This window comes from Streptomyces sp. NPDC046985 (genome assembly GCF_040644415.1).
Lineage (GTDB): Bacteria > Actinomycetota > Actinomycetes > Streptomycetales > Streptomycetaceae > Streptomyces.
The window spans coordinates 155,848-181,755 of record NZ_JBEYWK010000004.1 but is presented as its reverse complement, the minus strand read 5'-3'; the positions used below and the strand labels follow the sequence as shown (position 1 = coordinate 181,755).

20 protein-coding genes are annotated in these 25,908 nt (G+C 72.7%); 6 read left to right on the top strand and 14 right to left on the bottom strand.

Annotated elements, in window-relative coordinates:
* Positions 1 to 240: 240 nt before the first annotated feature.
* A complete protein-coding gene (locus tag ABZ861_RS06925) occupies positions 241 to 1,704 on the bottom strand; it encodes a catalase (protein WP_361624906.1) in 1,464 nt (487 codons plus the stop codon).
* A gap of 275 nt (positions 1,705 to 1,979) precedes the next feature.
* Here ABZ861_RS06925 and ABZ861_RS06920 point away from each other — a divergent pair, with 275 nt between their 5' ends.
* Positions 1,980 to 3,485, top strand: a complete 1,506-nt coding sequence (locus tag ABZ861_RS06920) for an AlkA N-terminal domain-containing protein (RefSeq protein WP_361624903.1) — start codon at positions 1,980 to 1,982, stop codon at positions 3,483 to 3,485.
* A 177-nt stretch (positions 3,486 to 3,662) separates the two neighbouring features.
* Positions 3,663 to 4,154, top strand: coding sequence for a methylated-DNA--[protein]-cysteine S-methyltransferase (locus ABZ861_RS06915; protein WP_361625341.1), 492 nt, complete (start codon positions 3,663 to 3,665; stop codon positions 4,152 to 4,154).
* 47 nt (positions 4,155 to 4,201) lie between these two features.
* Here ABZ861_RS06915 and ABZ861_RS06910 read toward each other — a convergent pair whose 3' ends face one another.
* The gene (locus ABZ861_RS06910; protein WP_361624900.1) at positions 4,202 to 4,936 is read right to left on the bottom strand and encodes a Sir2 family NAD-dependent protein deacetylase; all 735 of its coding nucleotides are present in this window, start codon (positions 4,934 to 4,936) and stop codon (positions 4,202 to 4,204) included.
* 125 nt (positions 4,937 to 5,061) lie between these two features.
* The gene (locus ABZ861_RS06905; protein ID WP_361624897.1) at positions 5,062 to 5,565 is read right to left on the bottom strand and encodes an NUDIX hydrolase; all 504 of its coding nucleotides are present in this window, start codon (positions 5,563 to 5,565) and stop codon (positions 5,062 to 5,064) included.
* Between the two features lie 270 nt (positions 5,566 to 5,835).
* Here ABZ861_RS06905 and ABZ861_RS06900 point away from each other — a divergent pair, with 270 nt between their 5' ends.
* Positions 5,836 to 6,987 (top strand): glycerate kinase, encoded by a 1,152-nt coding sequence (locus ABZ861_RS06900; RefSeq protein WP_361624894.1) that lies wholly within the window; start codon positions 5,836 to 5,838, stop codon positions 6,985 to 6,987.
* 148 nt (positions 6,988 to 7,135) lie between these two features.
* Here ABZ861_RS06900 and pssA read toward each other — a convergent pair whose 3' ends face one another.
* From pssA to ABZ861_RS06855, 9 genes are all read right to left on the bottom strand, one after another.
* The gene (gene pssA / locus ABZ861_RS06895) at positions 7,136 to 7,954 is read right to left on the bottom strand and encodes a CDP-diacylglycerol--serine O-phosphatidyltransferase (protein WP_361625338.1); all 819 of its coding nucleotides are present in this window, start codon (positions 7,952 to 7,954) and stop codon (positions 7,136 to 7,138) included.
* A gap of 22 nt (positions 7,955 to 7,976) precedes the next feature.
* Positions 7,977 to 8,633, bottom strand: a complete 657-nt coding sequence (locus ABZ861_RS06890) for a phosphatidylserine decarboxylase (protein WP_361624891.1) — start codon at positions 8,631 to 8,633, stop codon at positions 7,977 to 7,979.
* A 170-nt stretch (positions 8,634 to 8,803) separates the two neighbouring features.
* Positions 8,804 to 10,009, bottom strand: coding sequence for an acyl-CoA dehydrogenase family protein (locus tag ABZ861_RS06885; RefSeq protein WP_361624888.1), 1,206 nt, complete (start codon positions 10,007 to 10,009; stop codon positions 8,804 to 8,806).
* Positions 10,006 to 10,539 carry a MaoC family dehydratase gene (locus tag ABZ861_RS06880; protein ID WP_361624885.1) on the bottom strand — a complete coding sequence of 178 codons (534 nt, stop codon included), beginning with the start codon at positions 10,537 to 10,539 and terminating at the stop codon, positions 10,006 to 10,008. The genes ABZ861_RS06885 and ABZ861_RS06880 overlap by 4 nt, the downstream gene beginning before the upstream one ends.
* A gap of 15 nt (positions 10,540 to 10,554) precedes the next feature.
* Complete coding sequence (locus ABZ861_RS06875) at positions 10,555 to 11,559, bottom strand: CoA ester lyase (RefSeq protein ID WP_361624882.1); 1,005 nt, start codon at positions 11,557 to 11,559, stop codon at positions 10,555 to 10,557.
* On the bottom strand, positions 11,556 to 13,604 hold the full coding sequence (locus tag ABZ861_RS06870; RefSeq protein WP_361624879.1) for a protein meaA: 2,049 nt from the start codon (positions 13,602 to 13,604) through the stop codon (positions 11,556 to 11,558). The genes ABZ861_RS06875 and ABZ861_RS06870 overlap by 4 nt, the downstream gene beginning before the upstream one ends.
* Positions 13,605 to 13,620: 16 nt before the next feature.
* Positions 13,621 to 14,958 (bottom strand): crotonyl-CoA carboxylase/reductase, encoded by a 1,338-nt coding sequence (ccrA, locus tag ABZ861_RS06865; RefSeq protein WP_361625335.1) that lies wholly within the window; start codon positions 14,956 to 14,958, stop codon positions 13,621 to 13,623.
* A 519-nt stretch (positions 14,959 to 15,477) separates the two neighbouring features.
* Positions 15,478 to 16,389 (bottom strand): TetR family transcriptional regulator, encoded by a 912-nt coding sequence (locus ABZ861_RS06860; protein ID WP_361625332.1) that lies wholly within the window; start codon positions 16,387 to 16,389, stop codon positions 15,478 to 15,480.
* A gap of 181 nt (positions 16,390 to 16,570) precedes the next feature.
* The gene (locus tag ABZ861_RS06855) at positions 16,571 to 18,391 is read right to left on the bottom strand and encodes a 3-hydroxybutyryl-CoA dehydrogenase (RefSeq protein ID WP_361624876.1); all 1,821 of its coding nucleotides are present in this window, start codon (positions 18,389 to 18,391) and stop codon (positions 16,571 to 16,573) included.
* Between the two features lie 461 nt (positions 18,392 to 18,852).
* On the opposite strand from ABZ861_RS06855, the gene ABZ861_RS06850 reads away from it, so the two are divergent.
* Positions 18,853 to 19,446, top strand: a complete 594-nt coding sequence (locus ABZ861_RS06850; protein ID WP_361624873.1) for an adenylosuccinate lyase — start codon at positions 18,853 to 18,855, stop codon at positions 19,444 to 19,446.
* A gap of 145 nt (positions 19,447 to 19,591) precedes the next feature.
* On the opposite strand, the gene ABZ861_RS06845 is transcribed toward ABZ861_RS06850, so the two are convergent.
* Positions 19,592 to 21,184, bottom strand: a complete 1,593-nt coding sequence (locus tag ABZ861_RS06845; RefSeq protein WP_361624870.1) for an alpha/beta hydrolase — start codon at positions 21,182 to 21,184, stop codon at positions 19,592 to 19,594.
* Between the two features lie 254 nt (positions 21,185 to 21,438).
* Positions 21,439 to 22,536, bottom strand: a complete 1,098-nt coding sequence (locus ABZ861_RS06840) for an Rv2578c family radical SAM protein (protein WP_361624867.1) — start codon at positions 22,534 to 22,536, stop codon at positions 21,439 to 21,441.
* A gap of 230 nt (positions 22,537 to 22,766) precedes the next feature.
* Here ABZ861_RS06840 and ABZ861_RS06835 point away from each other — a divergent pair, with 230 nt between their 5' ends.
* Together ABZ861_RS06835 and ABZ861_RS06830 are read left to right on the top strand one after the other, a co-directional pair.
* A complete protein-coding gene (locus ABZ861_RS06835) occupies positions 22,767 to 23,210 on the top strand; it encodes an SRPBCC family protein (protein ID WP_361625329.1) in 444 nt (147 codons plus the stop codon).
* Positions 23,211 to 23,368: 158 nt separating this feature from the next.
* Positions 23,369 to 25,855 (top strand): MFS transporter, encoded by a 2,487-nt coding sequence (locus ABZ861_RS06830; protein ID WP_361624864.1) that lies wholly within the window; start codon positions 23,369 to 23,371, stop codon positions 25,853 to 25,855.
* Positions 25,856 to 25,908: the final 53 nt, after the last annotated feature.

The following is a 25,908-nucleotide window of genomic DNA, read 5'->3' as shown; positions in this document are numbered from 1 at the left end:
GGGCGCGGCAGCACGTGACGACCCCGCGAGGGGCGCGGCAGCACACGACGACCCCGCGAGGAGCGCGGCAGCACACGACGACCCCGCGAGGGGCGCGGCAGCACACGACGACGCGGCGAGACGGCGTACGCCGAGGCCGCGACGGCACGGCACACGACGGGGCGGGGCGCCCTGATGCGGGGCGCCCCGCCCCGTCGTGTCGCGCCGTGCCGCTTCCCGGTCACGGTCGGCGTTCCCGATTCAGCCGCCGTTGACCTCGGTGGCGATCCGGTCGCCCGTCTCCTTGTCGATGTTGCGCCAGTACTGCAGAGCGCGCTCCAGCACCGGGCGGGACACGCCCTTGAGCAGGTGCCCGGAGACGTTGGAGACCAGCCGGTCCCGCGCCGCGTCGTCCAGCACCTCGCGGACCATGGTGTGGGCCTGGCCCCAGTCGTCGTCCTCGCGGTGCGGCTTGTACGCCTCGCGCACCAGCTCGCCGGCCGCGTACCAGCTCGCCGGGTCGCCGAAGCGGGCGTAGTCCGCGTCCGGACCGCCGTAGGAGTTCGGCGCGTACGGCATCGCCGCCCGCGACGGCTCGAACCGCATCGCGCCGTCCTTGGCGTAGGAGTTCAGCGGCGCGTGCGTCCGGTTCGGCGGGAGCTGGGCGTAGTTCGCGCCGATCCGGTAGCGGTGGGTGTCCGGGTAGGAGAACAGTCGGCCGAGCAGCATCTTGTCCGGCGACGGCCCGATGCCCGGCACCAGGTTCGACGGCTCGAACGCCGCCTGCTCGATGTGGACGAAGTAGTCCTCGGGGTTGGCGTCGAGGACCATCCGGCCGACGTCGATGAGCGGATAGTCACCGTGCGGCCACACCTTGGTGAGGTCGAAGGGGTTGAACCGGTAGTCCGCCGCGTCCTCGAACGGCATGATCTGGACCTTCAGGCTCCAGCTCGGCGCGTCGCCCGACTCGATCGCCTCGAACAGGTCGCGGCGGTGCATGTCGGGGTCCGAGCCGGCCAGCTCGTCGGCCTCCTGCTGGGTGAGGAAGTCGATGCCCTGGTCCGTCTTGAAGTGGTACTTCACCCAGAACCGCTCGCCGCCCTCGTTCATCCACATGTACGTGTGCGACGAGTAGCCGTTCATGTTCCGGTACGTCTTCGGGATGCCGCGGTCGCCCATCAGCCAGGTCACCTGGTGGGCCGACTCCGGGGACAGGGTCCAGAAGTCCCACTGCATGTCATTGCTGCGCAGACCGGTCACCGGGTGCCGCTTCTGCGAGCGGATGAAGTCCTGGAACTTGATCGTGTCCCGCACGAAGAACACCGGCGTGTTGTTCCCGACCAGGTCGTAGTTGCCCTGCTCGGTGTAGAACTTCAGCGCGAAGCCGCGCGGGTCCCGCCAGGTGTCCGGGGAGCCCTGCTCACCGGCGACGGTCGAGAACCGCGCCAGCATCGGCGTCCGCTTGCCGGGCTGGAACATGTCCGCCCGGGTGAACTGGCTCACGTCATCGGTCACTTCGAAGAACCCGTACGCGCCACTGCCCTTGGCGTGCACCACACGCTCGGGGACCCGCTCCCGGTTGAACTGGGCCATCTTCTCGATCAGGTAGTGGTCCTGAAGCAGAATGGGCCCCTCCGGGCCGACGGTGAGCGAATACTCGTCGCTCTCCACCGGAATGCCGGCGTTGGTCGTGGTGTACGGGGCCGTCTGGGGTTCCTGTGTCACGAGCGTCCTCCGTCCTGCGATCGTCTCAGGTCGTATCGCCCACCCCGACAGCAGTCAACTCCGCCGCCATGACATCGGCAACATCTGGACGCGGTCCAATACGAGGCCCGTTCCGGGGTGGCCCCGGGCGCGTACCCCGGTGGCGCGCACCGACGCCTGCCGATCCCGATCGGCCCCCACCGTCGGGCTGGTCAATCCGCGCCGTCCCAGCGCACCGAACCTTCATGTCGGATTCCCGCGAGCCCTCGGGCTCCCGGATGGCCCATGCTGGAGGCATGAGGAACGGGATGCACACCGACCGGGAGCAGTGCGTGCGCGCCGTGCAGTCCAAGGACGCGCGGTTCGACGGATGGTTCTTCACGGCCGTGAGGACCACCGGCGTCTACTGCCGGCCGAGCTGTCCGGCGGTGCCGCCCAAGCCGGAGAACATGGTCTTCCACCCGAGCGCCGCCGCCTGCCAGCAGGCCGGGTTCCGGGCCTGCAAGCGCTGCCGGCCCGACACCAGCCCCGGTTCGCCGGAGTGGAACCAACGCGCCGACCTGGTGGCGCGCGCCATGCGGCTGATCGCCGACGGCGCCGTGGACCGCGAGGGCGTGCCGGGACTCGCCGCCCGCCTCGGCTACAGCGCCCGCCAGGTCGAACGCCAGCTCCGCGCCGAACTCGGCGCCGGCCCGCTCGCCCTCGCCCGCGCCCAGCGCGCCCAGACCGCCCGGCTGCTGATCGAGACCACCGCGCTGCCCATGGCGGAGATCGCCTTCGCCGCCGGCTTCTCCTCGGTCCGCGCCTTCAACGACACCGTCCGCGAGGTCTTCGCGCTCTCCCCGAGCGAGCTGCGCGCCCGCGTCAACGAGCGGCCTCCGGCGCCGGGCGCCCCGCCCAGGACCGCCGCCGTCCCCGGCGCCATGTCGCTGCGCCTGCCGTTCCGCGCCCCGCTCAACCCGGACAACCTCTTCGGCCACCTCGCGGCGACCGCCGTGCCCGGCGTGGAGGAGTGGCGCGACGGCGCCTACCGGCGCACGCTGCGGCTGCCCTACGGCCACGGCATCGTCGCGCTCACTCCCGCACCCGACCACATCGCCTGCCGCCTCAGCCTCAGCGACCTGCGCGACCTCACCGTCGCCATCAGCCGCTGCCGGCGCATGCTCGACCTGGACGCCGACCCGGTGGCCGTCGACGACCGGCTGCGCGCCGACCCCGTTCTCGCGCCCGTGGTCGACAAGGCCCCCGGCCGACGTGTGCCGCGCACCGTGGACGAGGCCGAGCTGGCCGTCCGGGCCGTGCTCGGCCAGCAGGTCTCCACGGCCGCGGCCCGCACCCACGCGGCCCGGCTGACCCTCGCGCACGGCGACCCCGTCGACGACCCCGAAGGCGGCCTCACCCACCTGTTCCCGACCCCCGAGGCGCTCGCGTCGCTCGACCCCGAGACGCTGGCGATGCCGCGCAGCCGCCGCACCACCTTCACCACGCTGGTCCGGGGCCTGGCCGAGGGCGCCCTGCACCTGGGCGTCGAGAGCGACTGGCAGGAGACCCGGGCGCGGCTGCTCGACCTCCCCGGCTTCGGCCCCTGGACCGTCGACGTCATCGGCATGCGCGCCCTGGGCGATCCCGACGCCTTCCTCCCCAGCGACCTCGGCATCCGGCGCGCGGCGGCCGAGCTGGGCCTGCCCGCCACTCCCGCCGCCCTCACCGCCCGCGCGCAAGCGTGGCGCCCCTGGCGTGCCTACGCCGTCCAGTACCTGTGGGCCACCGGCGACCACCCCGTCAACTTCCTCCCCGTCTGAGGAGACCGCATCATGACCACGATGAACACACCGGACCTCATGAACACACCGGACCTCATGGACACGCCGACCACGCCAGACGCACCGACCACGCCAGACGCACCGAACACGTCGGACGCACCGAACACGTCGGACGCGCCGGAAGCGCGGAGCACGCCGCGCGCACCGGCCCCGCGGGTGCACCGGCAGCACACCGTCACCGACAGCCCGTACGGCCCTCTCACCCTCGTCGCCGAGGAAGGCGTCCTGTGCGGCCTGTACATGGTCGACCAGCGCCACCGGCCGCCGCAGGAGTCCTTCGGCGCACGCGCCGAGACGGCCGCGTTCGACGAGGCCCGGCGTCAACTGGACGCCTACTTCGCGGGCGAGCTGACGGAGTTCACCCTCGAACTGCGCCTGAACGGCACGCCGTTCCAGCGCCGCGTATGGGACGGGCTGCGCCGCATCCCCTACGGCGAGACCCGCTCCTACGGCCAGCTCGCCGACGCCCTCGGCGCCCGGGGCGCCTCCCGTGCCGTCGGCCTCGCCAACGGCAGGAACCCCATCGGCATCATCGTCCCCTGCCACCGCGTCGTCGGCGCCGACGGCAGCCTGACCGGCTACGGCGGCGGCCTCGCCCGCAAGCGGCGGCTCCTGGACTTCGAGGAGGGCGGCACGGCACTCTTCTAGGCCGGCGTTCCAGGTCGGCGTTCCAGGCCGGCCGCCGCGCAACCGGGTCAGCCGTCCGCGGAGGCCAGTCCGCGCAGCAGAGCCGGCAGCGAGGCGCCGATGGGCTCCCGGACGACCTCGTCGGCGATCTCGTCGTACGGGGTCGGCTCGGCGTTGACGATGACCAGGCGCGCGCCGTGGTCGGCCGCCATCCCGGCGAGACCGGCCGCGGGCTGCACCTGGAGGCTGGTGCCGACGGCGAGGAACACCTGGCACGCCTTGGTGATCGCGACCGCCTCACCGAGCACCGCGGGATCCAGCCGCTCGCCGAACATGACCGTGGCCGACTTCAGGATCCCCCCGCACTCCTGGCACGGCGGGTCCTCCTCGCCGGCCTCGACCCGGGCGAGCGCGTCCGCCATCGGCCCGCGCGCCGGGCACGCCGTGCACATAAACCGGCGTGCGCTGCCGTGCAGTTCGAGCACCTTGCGGGCGGGCATCCCGGCGAGCTGGTGCAGTCCGTCCACGTTCTGCGTGATCACCCGCACCGGCACGCCGGAGCGCTCCAGTTCGGCCACGGCCCGGTGCGCGGCGTTGGGCTCGGCCTGGAGCGTGCGGTTCTTGCGCCGCATCTGCCACGCCCGCCGTCTGATCTCCGGATCGCCCATGTAGTACGCGTACGTCACGAGCTTCTCGGCCTCGGGATCCCGCCGCCACAGGCCGTTCGGACCTCGGTAGTCGGGGATGCCGGAGTCCGTGGAGATCCCTGCGCCACTGAGAAGGGCGACGAGCGGCTTGTCCATGCGGCCGAGGGTAGGACGCCGACCCGCACGGTGCGAACCGATAAACCGCCCGACGAGCCGCCCCGCACAGCGCGAACCGACGAGCGACCCCGTACGGCGCGAACCGGCGGCAGGCGGCGGCCGCCTCAGCCCGTGCGGCGGCGCCCGTCCTCCAGCTCCGCCGTGCCCGCGCCCTCGGACAGGACGTCGAGGCCGGCCAGGACGCGGCGGCCGAGGGCGCCGGGCAGGTGGGCGGCGAGACCGTCGCGCGGGACCAGTCGCCAGGAGAGCAGCTCCTCCTCCTGGAGGCGGATCGCCTTGACGTCCTCCTCGGCGAGGACCCCGCCGTCGTAGAGGTACGCCACCACCGGCGGGCGCGCTGTGCCGGGGACCCAGTCCACCGCGAGCAGCCGTCCCGGCTCGCGGTCGAGGCCGATCTCCTCCAGGGTCTCGCGGCGGGCGCCCTGGCGCGGCGTCTCGCCCGCGTCGGACTCGACGGTGCCGCCCGGCAGCGCCCAGCCCTCCCGGTAGTTCGGCTCGACGAGCAGCACCCGGCCCGCTCCGTCGCGGAAGAGCACCGCGGCCCCGGCGAGGACGCGGGGCAGTCCGGCGATGTACGCGGCGTAGTCCGGGTTCGGTGGAGAGGTCATCCAGGAAGGGTAGCGAGCCCACGGGCGGTCTGTTGGCTCGCGGTGCTCGGAGTGCTGATCGCCGACTGAGCGACTGAGGCGAGTGACTGAGCGACTGAGGCGAGTAGCCGAGGCTCTGGGCCGACGCCGACGCGGACCCGTCGCCGGGGATCTTCCGGCTTTCTCACGGTGCGGTCGGGGCATGACGCCGGGGGCGGTCGCCGGTTAGGGTCGCAGCGGCGCGACCGGCCCTCTGACGTGCGGGGGCCCGAAGAACAAGGGGATGGCAAGGTGACGGACGGCGCAGTGCACGGCGCCCGCGGGGTGCTGATCGCCGCGGACAAGTTCAAGGGCTCGCTCACGGCCGTACAGGTCGCCGAACGGGTGACGGCCGGGCTGCGCCGGGTCGTGCCGGACGTGGCGGTCGAGGCACTGCCCGTGGCCGACGGCGGCGACGGGACCGTGGACGCGGCGGTCGCGGCCGGGTTCGAGCGCCGCGAGGCGCGGGTCGCCGGGCCGCTCGGCGAGCGGGTGACGGCCGCGTTCGCACTGCGCGGCGCCACCGCGGTGGTGGAGATGGCCGAGGCGAGCGGGTTGCAGCGGCTGCCGGAGGGCGTCTTCGCGCCGCTCACGGCGTCCACGTACGGCGCGGGCGAGCTGCTGCTCGCCGCGCTGGACGCGGGCGCCCGGACGATCGTGTTCGGCGTCGGCGGCAGCGCGACCACCGACGGCGGCGCGGGCATGCTGTCCGCGCTGGGGGCGCGGTTCCTCACGGCGGACGGCGAGCCGGTCCCGCCGGGCGGCGGCGGGCTGGCGGAGCTGGCCCGTGCGGACCTGTCCGGGCTGGACCCGCGGCTGGCCGCGGTCGAGCTGGTGCTCGCCAGCGACGTCGACAACCCGCTGACCGGCCCGAAGGGCGCCGCGGCGGTCTACGGGCCGCAGAAGGGCGCGTCATCCGAGGACGTGCGCGCCCTGGACGCCGCGCTCGCGCGGTACGCCGAGGTCGTGGAGCGGGCGCTCGGGGCCGGGGCGGCGGCGTACGCGGCCTCGCCCGGGGCCGGCGCCGCGGGCGGCGTCGGGTACGGCGCGCTGGTCCTCGGGGCCCGCTTCCGGGCGGGCATCGACGTCATGCTCGACGTGCTCGGCTTCGCGCCGGCGCTGGAGCGGGCCGCGCTGGTCATCACCGGCGAGGGCTCGCTGGACCGGCAGACCCTGCACGGCAAGGCCCCGGCCGGGGTCGCCGCGGCGGCGCGGGCGGCGGACCGGGAGGTCGTCGCGGTGTGCGGGCGGCTCGCCCTGGCCCCCGAGGCCCTGCACGAGGCCGGAATCCGTCGGGCGTACGCCCTGACCGACGTCGAACCGGACGTCGCCCGATGCCTCGCGGACGCCGGACCGATCCTGGAACGGGTGGCGGAGCGCGTCGCACGGGACTGCCTGCTCTGACCCCGCCGCCCGCCCTGGCTTGAGGCGCCCGCCTGAAACGTCCGCGTGAGACGCCTGCACTAGACGTCCACGCGAGACACCCGCGTGAGACACGGCGAGGGCCCCGGACAACCAGTCCGGGGCCCTCGCGCTGTCGCGTGCGGCGCGGCTACGGCATCTGCGCCGTACGCGCCTCGCGCCGGTTGCCGCGGAAGTTGTTCACCCGGCGGGCCGTGGCGAACAACGGGATGACCGCGCCCATGACGAGCTGGAGCGCGCAGCCGGTCTGGAGCAGGAGCTGGCCGCTGGGGGCGTCGAAGGCCCAGGCGGCCAGCAGGCCCATCGACAGCACGATCCAGGAGAGCATCGCCCCGGCGAGGCGGCCGCGCGGCTTGGGGTACTCCACCCGGCTCACCATCAGCCACGCCGTGCCCACGATCGCCAGCAGCGTCGCCACGAAGGGCAGCTCCAGCAGCACGATCGAGACGACGGTCAGCGCGCCGAACGGCGACGGCATGCCCTGGAAGACGCCGTCCTTCATCGTCACGCAGGAGAACCGCGCGAGCCGCAGCACGACCGCCAGCAGCACCACGATCGCGCCCAGCGCGGCCATCCGCTGGTGCGCGTCGTCCGCGACCATGCCGTAGACCAGCACGAAGTACGCCGGGGCCAGGCCGAAGCTGATCAGGTCGGAGAGGTTGTCCAGCTCCGCGCCCATGGGGGAGGAGCGCAGCTTCCGGGCCACCAGGCCGTCGAACAGGTCGAACACGGCCGCGCACAGCATCAGGATCACGGCGGTGGCGGCGCTGTGCCGGGCCATGCCCGACTCCTGGCTGCCGGTGAGGTGCGGGATCAGGATGCCGGTGGTGGTGAAGTACACCGCCATGAAGCCGCACGTCGCGTTGCCGAGGGTGAGGGTGTCCGCTATCGACAGACGCAGGGAGAGGGGCATCTCCTCGTCGTCGACGTCGTCGTCGGCCTCGGGCACCCAGCCTGCCTGGGTCTCGGGATCAGTCACGGTCAATGCGAGTCACCCCAGCGACGGTCTTCTGGCCGACCTCGACGTCGGCTTCCACTCCCTCGGGCAGGTAGACGTCCACGCGCGAGCCGAAGCGGATCAGACCGATCCGCTCGCCCTGCTCGACCTTGGAGCCCGACGGGAGATAGGGGACGATGCGGCGGGCCACCGCACCGGCGATCTGGACCATCTCGACGTCGCCCAGCTCGGTGTCGAAGTGCCAGACGACCCGTTCGTTGTTCTCGCTCTCCTTGTTGAACGCCGGGACGAAGCCGCCGGGGATGTGCTCGACGGACGTGACCGTGCCGGAGAGCGGGGCGCGGTTGACGTGGACGTTCAGCGGGCTCATGAAGATAGCGACCCGGGTGCGGCCGTCCTTCCAGGGCATGATGCTCTGCACCACGCCGTCGGCGGGGGAGATGACCCGGCCCCGGGCGATCTCGCGCTCGGGGTCGCGGAAGAACCACAGCATCCCCGCGGCGAGAGCGGTGGCGGGGACGGCCACGGCCTTGGCGGCGCCCGAGCGGCGGGCGCGGACCAGGCTGACGGCCGCGGTGGCGACGGTCGGCAGGAGCCACGGCGATGCTCCGCGCGCGAGGCGTACGCCGGCGAGGCTGTCGCGAGGTGCAGAGGTTTGGCTGTGGGGCATGGATGACCTTCGTAGCGGGTGGTGCCGCGCTCTTCGACGGGGGACGGCGGCTTTCCGCGATCGTAGCGGTTAAGGGCCGCAACTGGGTAAGCCGGGAAGCCGAGTCGGTCGCCGAAGAGCGCCTACGGGGTGTGATCTTCCCCTCGGAGAAAACACCCCGTAACGGACGTTCAGCCTTGGAACCGATACTCTTCGAGCAGTCGGCGGCCGATGATCATTTTCTGGATCTCGGCGGTGCCTTCGCCGATGAGCAGCATCGGGGCCTCGCGGTAGAGGCGCTCGATCTCGTACTCCTTGGAGAACCCGTAGCCGCCGTGGATGCGGAAGGCGTCCTCGACGACCTCCTTGCAGTACTCCGAGGCCAGGTACTTCGCCATCCCGGCCTCCAGGTCGTTGCGCTCGCCGGAGTCCTTCTTGCGCGCGGCGTTCACCATCATCGCATGCGCCGCCTCGACCTTGGTGGCCATCTCGGCGAGCTTGAACTGGACGGCCTGGTGCTGGGCGATCGGCTTGCCGAAGGTGTGCCGCTGCTGGGCGTACCCCACCCCCAGCTCGAAGGCCCGCTGGGCGACGCCGCAGCCGCGGGCGGCCACGTTCACCCGGCCGACCTCGACGCCGTCCATCATCTGGTAGAAGCCGCGGCCGGTGACGCCGCCGAGCACCCGGTCGGCCGGCAGGCGCAGGCCGTCCATGATCAGCTCGGTGGTGTCGACGCCCTTGTACCCCATCTTGTCGATCTTGCCGGGGATGGTGAGGCCCGGACGGACCTCGCCGAAGCCGGGCTCCTTCTCGACCAGGAACGTCGTCATCGACTTGTGCGGGGCGGCGCCCTCGGGATGGCCCTCGTCGCTGCGGACCAGGACCGCCACCAGGGACGACGTGCCGCCGTTGGTCAGCCACATCTTCTGGCCGTTCAGGACGTACTCCTCGCCGTCCCGCACCGCCTTCGACGTGATCGCCGAGACGTCCGAGCCCAGCGCGGGCTCCGACATCGAGAACGCGCCCCGGACGTCGCCGAGGGCCATCTTCGGCAGGAAGTAGTCCTTCTGTTCCTGCGTGCCGTGCTGCTTCAGCATGTACGCGACGATGAAGTGGGTGTTGACGATCCCGGACACCGACATCCAGCCGCGGGCGATCTCCTCCACGCACAGCGCGTAGGTGAGCAGCGACTCGCCGAGGCCGCCGTACTCCTCCGGGATCATCAGGCCGAACAGGCCCAGCTCCTTGAGGCCGTCGACGATCGCCTGCGGGTACTCGTCGCGGTGCTCCAGCTCGGTGGCGACCGGGATGATCTCCTTGTCCACGAAGTCGCGGACGGTGGAGAGGATCTCCCGCTGGACCTCGGTGAGACCGTGGGTCTGCGCCAGACGGCTCATGTCTGCTTCTCCGTCCTCTTCTCCGCGGGCGCGGCCGGCTCGGGGCGGCCGGGCTGCTCCCCGCCGCGCTCCTTGATGTACGTCTCGGTCGGCACCATCACCTTGCGGCGGAAGACGCACACCAGCGTGCCGTCCTGCTTGTGGCCCCGGGTCTCGACGTGGACGATGCCCCGGTCGCTCTTCGACTTCGACGGCCACTTGTCGAGCACGGTCGTCTCGCCGTAGACCGTGTCGCCGTGGAAGGTCGGCGCCACGTGCCGCAGCGACTCGATCTCCAGGTTGGCGATGGCCTTGCCGGAGACGTCCGGCACCGACATGCCGAGCAGCAGCGAGTAGACGTAGTTGCCGACGACGACGTTCTGGCCGAAGTCCGTCGTCCGCTCCGCGTAGTGCGCGTCCAGGTGCAGCGGGTGGTGGTTCATGGTGAGGAGGCAGAACAGGTGGTCGTCGTACTCGGTGACCGTCTTGCCGGGCCAGTGCTTGTAGACCGCGCCGACCTCGAACTCCTCGTAGGTGCGTCCGAACTGCATCGGGCTCAGGGCTCCTTAGCTGGCGGGGGTCTCGAACGTGGTGGTGCGCCGCAGACCGGCCGCCCGGCCCTTGCCCGCGATGACCAGCGCCATCTTCCGGCTGGCCTCGTCGATCATCTCGTCGCCGAGCATCGCGGAGCCCTTCTTGCCGCCCTCCTCGGACGTGCAGTACTCGTAGGCGTCCAGGATCAGCTCGGCGTGGTCGTAGTCCTCCTGGGAGGGGGAGAACACCTCGTTGGCGGCGTCCACCTGGCCGGGGTGCAGCACCCACTTGCCGTCGAAGCCGAGCGCGGCGGCGCGGCCGGCGACCTCGCGGAAGCCGTCGACGTTGCGGATCTGGAGGTAGGGGCCGTCGATCGCCTGGAGGTCGTTGGCGCGGGCGGCCATCAGGATCTTCATCAGGATGTAGTGGTAGGCGTCCGCCGGGTAGCCGGGCGGCTGCTCGCCCACCACCAGGGACTTCATGTTGATCGACGCCATGAAGTCGGCCGGGCCGAAGATGATCGTCTCGATCCGCTGGGACGCCTGCGCGATCTCGTTGACGTTGTTCAGGCCCTGGGCGTTCTCGATCTGCGCCTCGATGCCGATGCGGCCGACCTCGAAGCCCATGGTCTTCTCGATCTGCGTCAGCAGCAGATCGAGGGCGACGACCTGCTGGGCGTTCTGCACCTTGGGCAGCATGATGCAGTCCAGGTTGGGGCCCGCGCCCTCGACGACCGTGACGACATCCCGGTAGGTCCACTCGGTGGTCCAGTCGTTCACCCGCACGACACGCGTCTTGCCCGTCCAGTCGCCCTCGTTGAGGAACTTGACGATGGTGTGCCGCGCCTCCGGCTTGGCCAGCGGGGCGCACGCGTCCTCCAGGTCCAGGAAGACCTGGTCGGCGGGCAGCCCCTGGGCCTTCTCCAGGAAGCGGGGGTTGCTGCCCGGGACGGCGAGGCAGGAGCGCCGCGGGCGCAGCCGGTCGACCGGGGGACCGGACTGGGGCGCGGCGGCGCCGTTCGGGGCGAGGGCGGTCATGCGGGGACCTCCAGGGGGTCGAGCTTGTTCGCGTTGCGGATCTCGTCGACGATACGACCGATGATCCCGGTGATGTCGAAGTCCTTCGGGGTGAAGACCGCGGCCACTCCCGCGGCCCTGAGCCGGGCGGCGTCGCCGGTCGGGATGATCCCGCCCGCGATCACCGGGATGTCGGCCGCGCCGGCCTCGCGCAGCCGGTTCAGCACGTCCGGCACGAGCTGGGCGTGCGAGCCGGACAGGATGGACAGGCCCACCGCGTGCACGTCCTCGGCCAGCGCCGCGTCCACGATCTGCTCCGGGGTGAGCCGGATGCCCTGGTAGACCACCTCGAACCCGGCGTCGCGGGCCCGCACGGCGATCTGCTCGGCGCCGTTGGAGTGCCCGTCCAGACCCGGCTTGCCGACCAGGAAGCGCAGCTTGCCCACGCCCAGCTCCCGGGCGGTGAGATCGACCGTGCGGCGGACCCGGGCCATCGCCGTGCCCTCCCCGGCGGTCACCGCGACCGGCGCCGAGGACACGCCCGTGGGCGCCCGGAACTCGCCGAACACCTCGCGCAGCGCCCCGGCCCACTCGCCGGTGGTGACGCCCGCGCGGGCGCACTCCAGGGTGGCCTCCATCAGGTTCGCGGAGCCCTGGGCGGCCTCCTTCAGCCGCTCCAGCGCCTTGCACGGGCGCGGGTGGTTGAACGGCGGCTGGTAACGGGTGTCGCGCCAGTCGCCCAGCGCCCGCACCACCCGGGCCTCGACCGCCGGGTCGACCGTCTGTATCGCGGTGTCCAGGTCGGCCGTGAGCGGGCTGGGCTCGGTGCCCTCGAAGGCGTTGACGCCGACGATCTTCTCCTGGCCGGACTCGATCCGGGCCCGGCGCTCGGCGTGCGAGGCGACGAGCTGCGACTTCAGGTAGCCGGACTCCACGGCGGCCAGCGCGCCGCCCAGCTCCTCGATGTGCTCGATCTCGGCCGTCGCGGCCTCGACCAGCTCCTCGACCTTCGCCTCGATCACCTTCGAGCCCTCGAAGAGGTCGTCGTACTCCAGCAGGTCGCTCTCGTAGGCGAGCACCTGCTGGATGCGCAGCGACCACTGCTGGTCCCAGGGGCGGGGCAGCCCCAGCGCCTCGTTCCAGGCGGGAAGCTGCACCGCCCGCGCGCGGGCGTCCTTGGAGAGGGTGACCGCCAGCATCTCCAGCACGATCCGCTGGACGTTGTTCTCCGGCTGGGCCTCGGTCAGGCCGAGCGAGTTGACCTGCACGCCGTAGCGGAAGCGGCGGTGCTTGGGGTTCTCGATGCCGTACCGCTCCCGGGTGATCCGGTCCCAGATGCGGCCGAAGGCGCGCATCTTGCACATCTCCTCGACGAAGCGGACGCCCGCGTTCACGAAGAAGGAGATGCGGCCCACCACGTCGCCCATGCGCTCCTGCGGCACCTGGCCGGAGTCGCGCACGGCGTCCAGCACGGCTGTCGCGGTGGACATCGCGTACGCGATCTCCTGCACCGGCGTGGCGCCCGCCTCCTGCAAGTGGTAGCTACAGATGTTGATCGGGTTCCACTTGGGGAGGTGGGAGACCGTGTACGCGATCATGTCCGTCGTCAGGCGGAGCGAGGGGCCCGGCGGGAAGACGTGCGTGCCGCGGGACAGGTACTCCTTGACGATGTCGTTCTGGGTCGTGCCCTGGAGCTTTGCGACGTCCGCGCCCTGCTCCTCGGCGACGACCTGGTAGAGCGCCAGCAGCCACATGGCGGTGGCGTTGATCGTCATCGAGGTGTTCATCTGCTCCAGGGGGATGTCCTGGAACAGCCGGCGCATGTCGCCGAGGTGCGAGACGGGCACGCCGACCCGGCCGACCTCGCCGCGGGCGAGGATGTGGTCGGGGTCGTAGCCGGTCTGCGTCGGCAGGTCGAACGCCACCGACAGGCCGGTCTGGCCCTTGGCGAGGTTGCGCCGGTACAGCTCGTTGGACGCCTCCGCCGTGGAGTGACCGGCGTACGTGCGCATGAGCCACGGCCGGTCCTTCTCCCGCCGCTCTCCGGCAGGCTGACGCTCAGTCATGGGTGACCTCGTGTCCTCAGATGTTCCGGAAGCGGTTGATGCCGTCGAGGTGCCGGGCGCGCATCTCCGCGTCGCGCACGCCCAGGCCCTCCTCGGGCGCCATGCAGAGCACGCCGACCTTGCCCTGGTGCAGGTTGCGGTGCACGTCGTAGGCGGCCTGCCCGGTCTCCTCCAGGGAGTACGTCTTCGACAGGGTCGGGTGGATCTTGCCCTTGGCGATCAGACGGTTGGCCTCCCACGCCTCGCGGTAGTTGGCGAAGTGCGAGCCGATGATCCGCTTCAGCGACATCCACAGGTAGCGGTTGTCGTACTCGTGCATGTAGCCCGAGGTGGAGGCGCAGGTGGTGATGGTGCCGCCCTTGCGGGTGACGTAGACGCTGGCGCCGAAGGTCTCGCGGCCGGGGTGCTCGAAGACGATGTCGATGTCCTCGCCGCCGGTGAACTCGCGGATGCGCTTGCCGAAGCGCTTCCACTCCTTGGGGTCCTGGGTCCGCTCGTCCTTCCAGAACTTGTAGCCCTCGGCGTTGCGGTCGATGACCGCCTCGGCGCCCATGGCGCGGCAGACGTCGGCCTTCTCGGGCGAGGAGACCACGCAGATCGGGGTGGCGCCGCCGGCCAGCGCGAACTGGGTGGCGTAGCTGCCGAGTCCGCCGCTCGCGCCCCAGATCAGCACGTTGTCGCCCTGCTTCATGCCGGCGCCGTTGCGGGAGACCAACTGGCGGTAGGCGGTGGAGTTGACCAGTCCGGGCGCGGCGGCCTCCTCCCAGCTCAGGTGGGCGGGCTTGGGCATGAGCTGGTTGGACTTGACGAGCGCGATCTCGGCGAGGCCGCCGAAGTTGGTCTCGAAGCCCCAGATGCGCTGCTCGGGGTCGAGCATCGTGTCGTTGTGGCCGTCGGAGGACTCCAGTTCGACGGAGAGGCAGTGCGCGACCACCTCGTCGCCGGGCTGCCAGGCGTTGACGCCGGGGCCGGTGCGCAGCACCACGCCCGCGAGGTCGGAGCCGATGACGTGGTACGGCAGGTCGTGCCGCTTGGTCAGCTCGCTGACCTTGCCGTAGCGCTCCAGGAACCCGAACGTGGACAGCGGCTCGAAGATCGAGGTCCACACCGAGTTGTAGTTGACCGAGGAGGCCATGACGGCCACCAGGGCCTCGCCCGGACCCAGTTCGGGCACCGGGACGTCGTCCAGGTGGATCGACTTGCGGGGGTCCTTGTCGCGGGTCTCGAGCCCGGCGAACATCTCCGTCTCGTCCTTGTGCACGGTGATCGCCCGGTACGACTCGGGGAGCGGCAGTGCGGCGAAGTCGGCGGGCGTGGAGTCCGACGACTGGATCGCGTCCAGGATGTCCTTCACGGTCACGGTGTTGCCTCCGGCGGTGAGCGCCCATGAGGGAGGGGCGCTGAGGGTTGCGTCGGTGCGGGTGAGGGCGGGGGTGAGGGCGCCGTCGGTTCGGCGGGTGGTGCGGGAAGCGCTGGGTGGCGCGGGAGGTTGCCTGTGACGCAGGCGTCCGGGCGTGCGGGCCGGCAAGGTCCGCCGGGACAGCCGGTGCGCGGTGCGGTGGCCGCACGCCGGTCGCTCGGACTCCTTCAACGTATGACACCGCGTGTCAGGTGACAAGGCACTGAGTGCCACTATCTTCGCTCAGACGAAATCTTTGCGCAACAAATGAGCGATGATCGATCGAAGAGGATCTACGATCCGGGCCGAAAGCGCACCTTGAACGCCAAAACGGCCACCCGGGCGGGGTGGCCGTTCTCGGTGGTCTCACCGGGTCTCCCCGGACGGAGCGGGTCTCCCCGGACGGAGCGGGTCTCGCCGTACGGACCGGCCCTCACCGCCGGGCGCGCCGTCTCCGGCGTGCGAGCGCGGCGCTCAGCGCTGGTTCAGCGCCTCCGCGATGGTCCGCATGACCTCGTCCAGCGGAGCGTCGGTGCGGGCGACGGTCACCAGCACGTCGCCCTGTCGCGAGGCGACCGCGGAGGCGCCGGACGCCGACGGGCCGGCTGTGGAGACGACGGCCGCCGAGGCCACGGTCGCGGAGACGCCGGAAGCGGAGACGCCGGACGCGGTCCGCGCCGCCGTGCTGCGCCCGGCCCCGATCCCGGTGCCGAACGTCCTGCGGACGATGGCGAAGGCGTGGTCGAGCTGCGCCTCCACGTCCCCCTGGCCGCCCGCCCGCAGCCAGCGCCGCAGCACGTGGTTGTGCGCGGTGACCACGGCCGAGGCGGCGACCTCGGCGAGCAGCGGGTCGTCGTTGGCGTCGTCGGCGTGCGCGCGCTCGTCGAAGTGGCCCAGCAGATAGCGGGTGAACAGGCGCTCGTAGCGGGCCACCGAGGCGATCTCCGCCTCGCGCAGCGTGGGCACCTCGCGGGTCAGCTTGTAGCGGGCGACCGAGATGTCCGGCCGCGCCGCGTACATCCTCATGACCTCCTTGATGCCGCGGCACACTGTGTCGAGCGGGTGCTCGTGCGCCGGAGCGGCGTTGAGCACCGCCTCGGCGCGGATCAGGGTGTCGTCGTGGTCGGGGAAGATCGCCTCTTCCTTGGAGCGGAAGTGGCGGAAGAAGGTGCGGCGGGCGACCCCGGCCGCCGCGGCGATCTCGTCGACCGTGGTCGCCTCGTACCCCTTCGTCGCGAACAGCTCCATCGCGGCGGCGGCCAGCTCCCGGCGCATCTTGAGCCGCTGGGCGGCCGCGCGGGAGCCGGCGGCGCTCTCCGGGGCATCCTGCGCGGACGGCGTACGAGAGGACCTGGCGGACTGGGGCATGACCTGAACGTACTGCATCGCCGCGGCCCGGTGCGCGGATCCCGGCGTCCCCCCGGGCCCGGCGGGACGGTCGGGCCCGGCGGGGCGGCCGGGGGCGGCCGGGTCCAGCAGGCCGCCCCAGTCCCGTTCCGCCCGGCGCCCCTCCCGCGACCGTCCGCGGGGCCGCTCCTCGGAGCCGGCCTCACCCATGAGGCGCCTCCTAGCGGCGGCGGGCGTACTCGCGGAAGCCGCGGCCCGTCTTGCGGCCGAGGCAGCCCGCGGCCACCAGGTGCTCCAGCAGCGGCGCCGGGGCCAGGCCCGGGTCGCGGAACTCCCGGTGGAGCACCTTCTCGATGGCCAGCGAGACGTCCAGACCGACCACGTCCAGCAGCTCGAACGGGCCCATCGGGTAGCCGCCGCCGAGCTTCATCGCCGCGTCGATGTCGTCCAGGGACGCGTAGTGCTCCTCGACCATCTTGATGGCGTTGTTCAGGTACGGGAACAGCAGGGCGTTGACGATGAAACCGGCCCGGTCGCCGCAGTCCACCGGGTGCTTGCGGATCCGGGCGCACACCTCGCGGACCGTGGCGTGGACGTCGTCCGCCGTCAGCACCGTCCGCACGACCTCCACCAGCTTCATGGCCGGCGCGGGGTTGAAGAAGTGCATGCCGACCACGTCCTGCGGGCGCGAGGTGGCGCGGGCGCAGGCCACCACCGGCAGCGAGGAGGTCGTCGTGGCCAGCACGGCGCCGGACTTGCAGATCTTGTCCAGCGTCGCGAACAACTGCTGCTTGGCCGACAGGTCCTCGGCTATCGCCTCCACGGCCAGGTCGACGTCCGCGAAGTCGTCGTACGTCCCCGTCGCCCTGACCAGGTCCAGGGTCTGCGCGGCGGCCTCGGCGGTCATCCGGCCCCGGTCGACCGAGCGCGCGAGCGACGCGCCGATCCGGGCGCGGGCGGCCTGCGCCTTCTCCTCGGTGCGCGCGGCGAGCACGACGTCGTAGCCCGCCTTCGCGAACACCTCCGCGATGCCCGACGCCATGGTGCCCGAGCCGGCCACGCCGACCGAGCGGACGGGGCGGCCGGCGGCGAGGGCGCCGCTCTCCGGCGGGGTCAGCGCGTCGCGCACCACGGCGCCGCTGCCGGGGGCCTCGTAGGTGTAGAAGCCGCGGCCCGCCTTGCGGCCGGTCAGGCCCGCCTCGCTGAGCTGCTTGAGGATCGGCGCGGGGGCGTGCAGCCGGTCGCGGGACTCCGCGTACATGGCCTCCAGGACCGTGCGCGCGGTGTCCACGCCGATCAGGTCGAGCAGCGCCAGCGGGCCCATCGGCAGGCCGCAGCCCATCCGCATCGCCGCGTCGACGTCCTCCCGGGAGGCGTACTTCGCCTCGTACATCGCGGCGGCCTGGTTGAGGTAGCCGAACAGCAGGCCGTCGGCGACGAAGCCGGGCCGGTCGCCCACCGCGACGGGCTCCTTGCCCAGGTCGACGGCGAGATCGGTGACGGCGGCGACGGCCTGCGGCGCGGTGAGCACGCAGGAGACCACCTCGACCAGCTTCATGGCCGGCGCCGGGTTGAAGAAGTGCAGGCCGAGCACCCGCTCCGGGTGCGCGGAGTCGGCGGCCAGCCGGGTCACCGACAGCGCGTTGGTGCCGGTGGCCAGGATCGTCTCCGGCCGCACCACCCGGTCCAGCTCGCGGAAGATCTGCTGCTTGATCTCGTACGACTCCGGCGCCACCTCGATGACCAGGTCGGCGTCGGCCGCGGCGGCCAGGTCGGCGGCGGTGCGCACACGGGCGAGGACGTCCGCGCGCTCCTGCTCGGTGAGGCGGCCGCGCTCCACGGCGCGGGCGGTGGAGGTCTCCAGAGCGGCGACGGACCGGGCGGCCGCCGCCTCGCTGACGTCGATGCCGATGACCTCGCGGCCGCCCCGGGCCAGGACTTCGGCGATGCCGGTGCCCATGGTGCCGAGGCCGACCACGGCGATCGTCTTCAGCGGGGACGCGGAGGAGGACAGAGAGGTGTCGGAGAGGGGAGTGGCCATCGCGGGACTCCAGGAATGAGGGTGACGACTGGGAGCGCGGCCCGGTGCGCCGCGACGGCGCACCGGGTGCGGAGGAAGAGAGGGTGCGGGTGTGGCCGGGCCGCGAGCGCACACGCCCGGCGCCGAACGCCGCGGGCTCACGCGCCCACGGACAGCGGCATGGTGCCGACCGGCTCTGTCCCAAGCCGAGTCGTACTGCGGTACCTGACGTACCGAACCGACAACGCTCGCAGTGGCTGCGTCACCAGGCCACCGCGAGGGGGTGCGAGTGGGTAACTCGCTCGTATGAGCTTAACCCGTGAGTAACGAGCGCGCCACCCCCTTGAGTTCACTGGTCGGGTTCCCGCATGGCCGAGGCGGATCTCCCTTGCCCCTGCGCCGAGCCCTCCATGTCCCCGATGGGGTGCGCTGCGTGCGCGATACGGGTTTCACGCCGGCGGTTCGGCTCTATGGTGGCCTTCGTGGACGAAGAGTGGCGATCGCTCACGGAGCGCGTCCGGCAGGAGTCGGGCGGGACGGCGGCCTACCGGCGCCTCGCGGCGCGCGAAGACGTCGAGGGCGCCGAGGACGCGGAGGAACTGGCCGAGGTCCTTATGGCGCCCGGACAGCCGCTGTGGGCCAGGGAGCTGGCCGCGTTCCGGCTGGGCCTCGCGGGGGACCGGCGTGCCTTCGAGTCGCTGGTCCTGCTGCTGAACCACCGCGACCCGCCGCGCTGCGCGTCCGCCGCCCACGCCCTGGCCCGCCTCGGCGACCCGCGCACCGCCCGCGCGGCGGCGGCCCTGGCCACCAACGAACTGCGCGTCGCCTACGCCCTGCACCCCGTGCGCCTCCTGGTGGAGCTGCGCGCCCCGGAGTCGGCGCCCGCACTGATCACCGCCTTGCAGCGCCGGCTGCGCCCGCACGACCCGTACCGCCGGGTTGCGCTGGCCTGCGTGGACGGCCTGGGCGCCCTCGGTGACGCGCGAGCCCGTACCGTGCTCAGCGAGGCCCTGGCCCACCCGGCCCTGGCCGAGGCGGCGGTACGGGCGCTGGGGCGCCTTCCCCGGCAGCGGTGAGGGAAGCGGGCGGGGACCCGTGAGCCCCCGCCTGCCTGCGCCTGGGTCTGCGCCTGGGTCTGGGGCTGCACCTGTGTCTCTGCCTCGGCCCCTGCCTCTGCCCTTGCTCCTGCTCCTGCGTCTCGTCCGGCGGGCGGTCGCGCCCTCAGCCGCGGAACCCCATCAGCCCGTGCAGCAGCGCGCCGCGGGACGCGCCGGAGGACGGCTCGGCGGCCGCCGCCTTGGCGCTCTCCGGCTCCGGGTCGGGCAGCTTCGGGCACACCGCGTCGGCCGTGCCGAGGCGCCCGCGCGGCACCGTGCCGTGGCGCAGGTAGTCGAACAGGTAGCGGTCCAGGCAGGAGTTGCCGCTCAGCGTGACGCCGTGGTTGGCGCCGCCCTGCTCGACGACCAGGCTGGAGCGGGCCAGCAGGCGATGCGCCGTCACCGCGCCCTCGTACGGGGTGGCCGCGTCGTCGGTGGCCTGGAACAGCAGCACGGGCGGCAGCTCGCCGTTGGCGACGTTCACCGGGCGCGCGGCGGCGGTCGGCCAGAACGCGCAGGGCGCGTTGTACCAGGCGTTGTTCCAGACCATGAAGGGCGCCTTGCTGTACGCCGCCCATTCGTCCGCGCGCCACCGCTTCCAGTCGCGCGGCCAGCGGGCGTCGCGGCACTGCACCGACGTGTAGACGCTGTAACCGTTGTCGCCGGAGGCGCCGAGCGCGCCGAGGGCGGCGTAGGCGGTCAGGAGCGGCCCGGTGTTCCCGCCGTGCGCGTAGGACGCGAACGCCCTTGCCAGGGACGGCCAGTAGCCGTTGTAGTAGCCGCCCGGGATGAAGGTGTCCTCCAGTTCGGAGGCGCCGACCTTCCCGCCGGCCGGCTTCCTGGCGAGCGCCGCCCGCATCGCGTACCACTCGGCCGCCACCTCGGCCGGGTCGCCGCCCAGCCGGTAGGTCGAGTCGTTCGCGGCGATCCAGGCCATGAGGGCGCGTTGGCGGTCGTCGAAGGCGTAGTCCTGCCGGAGGTTGTCGTCGTACCAGACGCCGGCCGGGTCGACGACGGAGTCCAGGACCAGTCGGCGCACCCGCTGCGGGAAGAGCTTGGCGTACACCGCGCCGAGGTAGGTTCCGTAGGAGTAGCCGAGGTAGCTGACCTTCGGGGCGCCCAGGGCCCGGCGGATCGCGTCCATGTCGGCGGCCGCGCTGACCGTGTCGACGTACGGCAGCAGCTTCGCGTACTTCCTGCCGCAGGCGGCGGCGAAGGAGCGCGCGCGGGTGAGGTTGGCCCGCTCCAGCGCGGGGGTGCTCGGCAGCGAGTCGGGGCGCACCGGGCCGAAGTACCCCGGCGCGCAGTCCAGCGCCGGCCGGCTCGCGCCCACGCCGCGCGGGTCGAAGCCGATGACGTCGTACTGGGACGCGACCGCCCTGGGCAGCGAGGAGGCGACGAACGCGGCCAGGGAGAGGCCGCTGCCGCCCGGCCCGCCCGGATTGACCAGCAGCGGCCCCTGGAAGGCCCTCGCGGTGTGCCGCACCCGGGAGACGGCGAGAGTGATCTGCCGGCCGCCGGGGCGCCGGTAGTCGAGCGGCGCGGTCACCGACCCGCACTGGAGGGCCGGCTGCGCATCGGCGCCGCACTTCTTCCAGTGGATCCCGGCCGCCCGGACCGCCGCCGCGGGGCGGGGCGTGCTGGCGTCGGCGGGGACGGCCGTCAGGGAACCGGCGACGACGGCGGCGCCGCACAGCAGGGCAGCGCTTCTTCTCATGGGTCCTCCCAGGACGGAGCCGCCGAGGACCGCGGGTCTCGCGGTCCTCGCCGCCGCATCGTCCCGGAAAGATCGCCCAAAGAGGGGCGTTCAGGTGAATCTTGACCCGATCGGGCCTGGTGATGCGCTCGAACGACTTCAAAGGGGCGTGAACGGACGACCCCGAAGGCGCGTGAGCGGACGATCTCAGAGGATCGTGAACGGACGACCTCAGTTGAGGATGAGGCGACCTCAGAGGGGGATGAGCGGATGATTCAGAGAAGCGTGAGCTGCGTCGGTCCGGTCGTCGCGGCGCCGTCCGGCCCCGGCGCCGGGGGTTCCGGCGGGCGCAGGCGCCGCGCCTCGCCGGGACGCGCGGGACCGATGCCGTACTCCCGCGCCAGGTCGTGCACTTGGCGGGTGATCCGGCGCTGGTACCAGGTGGGGGCGTAGGCGCCGTCGGCGTACAGGCGCTCGTAGCGCGGCGTCAGGTGCGGGTGACGGCGGCCGAGCCAGGCCATGAACCACTCGCGGGCGCCCGGCCGCAGGTGCAGCGTCAGCGGCGTGACGGACGCCGCGCCGGACGCCGCGATGGCGCGCACGGTCGCCCTGAGCTGGTCCGGGCCGTCGCTCAGGAAGGGGATCACCGGCGCCATCAGCACGGCGCAGCCGATGCCGCGCTCCCCGAGGGCGCGCACCACGTCCAGGCGGCGCTCGGGGGAGGGCGTGCCCGGCTCCACGGTGCGCCACAGCTCGGCGTCGGTGAAGCCCACGGAGACGGAGACGCCCACGTCGGTGACCTCCGCCGCCTGCGTCAGCAGGTCCAGGTCGCGCAGGATCAGCGTGCCCTTGGTCAGGATCGAGAACGGGTTGGCGCGGTCGCGCAGCGCGGCGACGATGCCCGGCATCAGGCGGTAGCGGCCCTCGGCCCGCTGGTAGCAGTCCACGTTGGTGCCCATGGCGATGTGCTCGCCGTGCCAGCGGGGCGAGGCGAGCTGGCGGCGCAGCAGCTCCGGCGCGTTCACCTTGACCACGATCTGGCTGTCGAAGCCGAGGCCGGTGTCGAGGTCCAGGTAGCTGTGCGTCTTGCGGGCAAAACAATAGACACACGCATGGGAACAGCCGCGGTACGGGTTCACCGTCCACTCGAACGGCATGCGGGACGCGCCCGGCACGCGGTTGATGATCGAACGGGCCCGGACCTCGTGGAAGGTGATCCCGCGGAACTCGGGCGTGTCGAAGGTGCGGGTGACGACCGCCTCCGCGCCGAAGAGCGCGGCCTCGGCCCGGCCCCGCTGCGTGCCCCCGGCGCTTCCGGAGTCCCGCGTGTCGCCGGAGTCCCCGGAGCCGGCGGTGAGGTTGTCCCAGCGCATGACGCCTCCTCGGTAGCTCTGGCTCCAGAATAGAACACATGTTCCCTTGATCGTGCGGACGGCACCGCGAGGGGGGCGTCCCGGCGTCCGCGGGCCGCCCCGTGCCCCTGCGTCGCCCCGCGGCGCCCGCGCCCCGCGCCGCTCGCCCGCCGCACCCCGATTTGGGGGGCCGGACGGCGGGGTGGTTGGCTTTGCCCCCACCCTGAGTACGGATGTCCTGGAGGAACCTCATGGCGCAGGTCGAGGCCACAACGGAGCGGGTCGTCGCGGCGGACGCGGAGAAGGTGTTCGACGCCCTCGCCGACTACAGCGGCACCCGCGAGAGGCTGCTGCCCGAGCACTTCAGCGAGTACGAGGTGCGCGAGGGCGGGGACGGCGAGGGCACCCTCGTCCACTGGAAGCTCCAGGCCACCAGCAAGCGCGTCCGCGACTGCCTGCTGGACGTCAGCGAGCCCACCGACGGCGAGCTGGTCGAGAAGGACCGCAACTCCTCCATGGTCACCGTCTGGCGGGTCACCCCCGCCGGCGAGGGCAGGTCCCGCGTCGTCGTCACCACCACGTGGCAGGGCGCCGGCGGCGTCGGCGGCTTCTTCGAGAAGACGTTCGCCCCCAAGGGCCTCGGCCGCATCTACGACGCCGTGCTCGCCCGGCTCGCCGCCGAGGTCGAGAAGTAGACCCCGGCGCAACTCGCCTCTGGGAGGCCAGCGTTGGTCTCTCACCGGTTCGAGTGATCTCTGCACGGCGCCCCGTCTTGCCGTAACTCGCCGTGCTTGCCCGTAGTTGTCGCTTCATGCGCGGAGAACGCGCGGCGGCCGCGACGAGGGAGAGGCACGTGGGCGGGATCACTCTGGTGCAGGACGAACCGGTCGCGCCCCCGCCGGACCCCCGTGCCGCTCATCCGGAGACCGCGGGGGACCCGGCGGCCGCGGAGCACCCGGGCGTCCCGGGCGCACCGGGCGCGCCGGGCGCGCCGGGAGCGACGGCGGACGCCGCGCCGCCGGTCCCCGACCTCGGCCCCCGCCAGGTGCGGCTGGTCTTCCTCGGCCTGATGCTCGCGCTGCTGCTGGCCGCGCTCGACCAGATGATCGTGGCCACCGCGCTGCCCAAGATCGTCGGCGAGCTGCACGGTCTGGACCGGATGTCCTGGGCGATCACCGCGTATCTGCTCACGGCCACCGTCGGACTGCCCGTCTACGGCAAGCTCGGCGACCTCATCGGCCGCAAGGGCGTCTTCCAGTTCGCCATCGGCGTCTTCGTCATCGGCTCCGCGCTGACCGGACGGGCGCAGACCATGGACCAGATGATCGCCTACCGCGCCGTGCAGGGCGTCGGCGCGGGCGGCCTCATGATCGGCGTCCAGGCGATCATCGCCGACATCGTCCCGCCTCGGCAGCGCGGCCGCTTCATGGGGCTGATCGGCGCCGCCTTCGGCCTCGCCTCCGTCGCCGGACCGCTGCTCGGCGGCTACTTCACCGACCACCTCTCCTGGCGCTGGTGCTTCTACGTCAACGTGCCCTTCGGCCTGGTCACCCTGGCCGTGATCACCGTCGTGCTCAAACTGCCCAGGCCCCGCGCCAGGGCCCGGTTCGACGTCCTGGGCGCGCTGCTGCTCGCCACCGCCTCCGCCTGCCTGGTGCTGCTCACGAGCTGGGGCGGCACCGAGTACGCCTGGGGCTCCGCCGTGATCCTGGGCCTCGGCGCGGGCGCCGTCGCGGCGGCCGCGCTGTTCGCCGTGACCGAGCGCTTCGCCGCCGAGCCGCTGATCCCGCTGCGGCTGTTCCGCGACTCCGTCTTCACCGTCAGCGGCCTGGTCGGACTGGTCATCGGCGTCGCGCTGTTCGGCGCCGCCAGCTATCTGCCGACCTTCCTCCAGATGGTCGACGGCGCCTCCGCCACCGGATCCGGACTGCTGATGCTGCCCATGATGGGCGGCATCGTGGGCGCGTCGGTCCTCTCCGGCCAGCTCATCAGCCGCACCGGCCGCTACAAGGTCTACCCGGTGCTCGGCGCCGCCCTGGCGGCCGTCGGCATGTGGCTGCTGTCCGGTCTCCAGGCCGACACGCCCCAGCTTGAGTACAGCGTCTTCATGGCGGTGCTCGGAGCGGGCATCGGCCTGGTCATGCCGGTCCTGGTGCTCGCCGTGCAGAACTCCGTGCGCCCCGCCGACCTCGGCACGGCGACCAGCGCCAACAACTACTTCCGGCAGATCGGCGGCAGCGTGGGCGCCGCCGTCTTCGGCACCCTGTTCGCCGACCGGCTCGGCGCCGCCCTGCGCGACCGGCTGCCCGCGGGCGCCGCCCTGCCCGACCCCGAGTCGATCACCCCGCAGGCCGTGCGGGCGCTGCCGCCGGCCGTCCGCGACGCCTACGTCCAGGCGTACGCCGACGCCATGCCGCGGATCTTCCTCTACCTGGTGCCGGTGCTCGTCCTCGGCCTGATCATCGCCTTCTTCCTCAAGGAGAGACCGCTGGTGTCCCACCACACCCCCGCCGCCCCCGTCTACGAGACGGACCCCGCGCCGCTGACCCCCGAGGTGCCGCCGGCGCGCGCGCCGTACCCGGCCGGAGTCCCCGTCTGCGGCGCCGTGCAGCACGCGGACGGCACCGTCGTGCCCCGCGCGGCGCTCACCCTGATCGACGTCGGCGGGCAGCAGATCGGGCGGGGCGCGAGCGGCGAGGACGGACGCTACGCGCTGTCCACGCCGGGCGCCGGGTCCTACGTGCTGATCGCCGCGGCCGGCGGCCACCAGCCGCAGGCGGTGTCCGTGACCGTCGGCGAGCGGCCCGTCGAACTCGACGTCGTCCTCGGCGGGGCCGGCCGCCTGGCGGGCGCCGTGCGCACGGCGGACGGCAGCCCCGTGTACGACGCCGCCGTCACCCTGACCAACGTGCACGGCGAGGTGGTGGCCGGGACCCGCACCGGACGCGAGGGCGGTTACGTCCTCACCGAGCTGGTCGCCGGCGAGTACACCCTGGCCGCCAGCGCGCCCGCCTTCCGCCCGGTGGCGCTCCCGGTCAGCGTGCAGGCGTCCCGGGAGACCCGCCAGGACGTCGAGCTGGCGGGGGGCGCGGTGCTGCGCGGCACGGTCCGGGCCGGCGGCGGGCGGCCCGTGCAAGATGCGCGGGTGACGCTGCTCGACGCGGCGGGCAACGTGGTGGACACGCTCACCACCGGACTGGACGGGACGTTCCGGTTCGTGGACCTGTCCTCCGGCGAGTACACGGTGATCGCCGCGGGCTACCCGCCGGTCGCCACGGTCTTGCAGGTCGCGGGCGGCGGACGCACGGAACGCGACCTCCAGCTCGGCCACGAGGACTGACCGGCACGGGCCCGGACCGGACCGGGCCGCCCGGGACCGGCTCCGGGCGGCCT